Source organism: Celeribacter halophilus, from assembly GCF_018860305.1.
Lineage (GTDB): Bacteria > Pseudomonadota > Alphaproteobacteria > Rhodobacterales > Rhodobacteraceae > Celeribacter > Celeribacter halophilus_A.
On the sequence record NZ_JAHKPE010000002.1, the window covers coordinates 1 to 1814 of the forward strand.

At 40.1% G+C, this 1814-nt stretch carries 2 protein-coding genes; both read left to right on the plus strand.

Annotation, left to right across the window (positions count from 1 at the left end; translation table 11 throughout):
- The first annotated feature begins 520 nt into the window (after nucleotides 1-520).
- Nucleotides 521-955 carry an antirestriction protein gene (locus KO492_RS00130; protein WP_012774840.1) on the plus strand — a complete coding sequence of 145 codons (435 nt, stop codon included), beginning with the start codon at nucleotides 521-523 and terminating at the stop codon, nucleotides 953-955.
- Nucleotides 956-1002: 47 nt separating this feature from the next.
- Nucleotides 1003-1814, plus strand: an 812-nt coding sequence (locus tag KO492_RS00135; protein ID WP_436835688.1) for a hypothetical protein, incomplete at its 3' end; no start/stop codon positions are given.

Consider the following 1814-nt stretch of genomic DNA (forward strand, 5'->3'; position numbering starts at 1 on the left):
TTAAAGGGGTTTTACGGAGAAAGTGTTGCTGTTACCGGAGAAAGTGTTGCTGTTTCGCCCGAAAAACCTTTCAAGTACATAATGTTACAAGCCCCTAAAAAGATCTAAAAACTCTTTAAAAACCTATAAAAACTTTATTATTAAAAAGAAAGTGATCCATTGTGAATAACTCGATATTGGTGCTTGTCTGATGGAAAAGCTATTGATGCAAAGAAACGCATCAATAGCTTTACCACAGCCAGCACGAAAGCTCTTTGCTCGCTTCGAGTAACGCTCCGCTATCAATAAATTTTTTTATTTTTTTTATTTTTTATCGTCTCACGTAGATTCTGAAATAGCTCTCTAAATCCTTAAATTTCACGCCAAAGAATAGTATTTGTAACTCGCTGTATTAATTAACATAAACAGGTAATAAAACTGTTCTTTTCTACATTTACAGCTTGACTAATTAGGGCAAATTGCCCTAATATATATCTCGAAGGCCGGACATATCGTCAAGGTCAAAACCGGAGAATTTCCGATGAATTCAATTAATGAAATCACCCTTATTGTTGCTTCTAAGGTCGCTCTTTCAGACCGTCTAAGTTTCTACCCTACTTTCTTTGGATCTCGTTTCATGATGCGAGGCGAAGCCTATGTAATGGGCTACATGACTAAGTTTTCAGAGGATTATGACGGTGGATATTGGGACTTCTATTCCCTTTCAAATGGTGGCTATTACATGGCGCCGAATATGGATACATCGCTTTTTCTTGAAATTTCTAGCAACTGGTTTTCGGGTGAAATGTCAGCTGATGCAGCTGGTATCATTGCAACCTTGTTCGCTCTTGGTCAATTGGCAGGAGAATCTGAGGGGACTGCGCTAGGTGATAGGTTTATAACGCTCTACCACCTACTGAGAGACTTTGCTAAAGAGCATAAAGAGTCATCTCTCATTCTACGCGCTATCGACTAATAAAGTATGCCCTGGTAATTGCCAGGGCAATTTTGCAGGTTCTAATTATGATGTATGAAATGAACGAACGTGAAGAAAATGCAGCTAAACTAGCCGCATCTATGCCAACTGACCGTGATGATTTGCTAAATCTAGCTGTCAAATTTGTAGATGAAATTCATGGTTCTGTTTTGGCGTCCAATATAGATTTGGCTAAGCAAGCGAACGATAAGTACCAAGCGATTATTTGGAAGCTCAACGGCGGGCGCTTTTTTGGTAGTGCTAATGGTGATAATTCGCCAGCAAACATTGTTGATAATTTTTGTAGTGCTAAATCTGGCGATATTCCTAAATGGGGGCAGTCAGGTAAATTTGTTGTGGTTGTGGATGCGATTAGAGTTCTTGTAGAGTTTAGTAGTTTGGGAAGTTGGGGAAATACGCATTCTGAATTCAGACCTGTAGATTTGGATTCATGGTTTATTTCAGCAACCGGTTATCGTTCGCATATTGGTGAACTGTGCTACGGATTGACAGTCGATGAAGCGGCCAAAGCTATCCTATCTGACTACCTAAAAGATAAACGCCACGACATAAAACCAGAGTATAGAGACGTTCTGGCTAAAGCGTCATTTCCTAGTTTTGTTGATACGCTCACCCCACCTCCTAGACGTTCTCCGGCAAATGTTAACGTTCCGAAAGGGTTTGTTTTGGTTGATGTGGTACTGCCTTCACAAAAGGCATACATCGCGAAAAAATGGGCTAAAGAGGCTCAACAAAAGCTAGATAAAATAGAGAGTGAATGTAATCTACCGGAAGCGACTCCAGTCGTTTCCAAACCACAACGAGAGGTCGAAAAACACAAAAAAGGAACGCCAGAAAG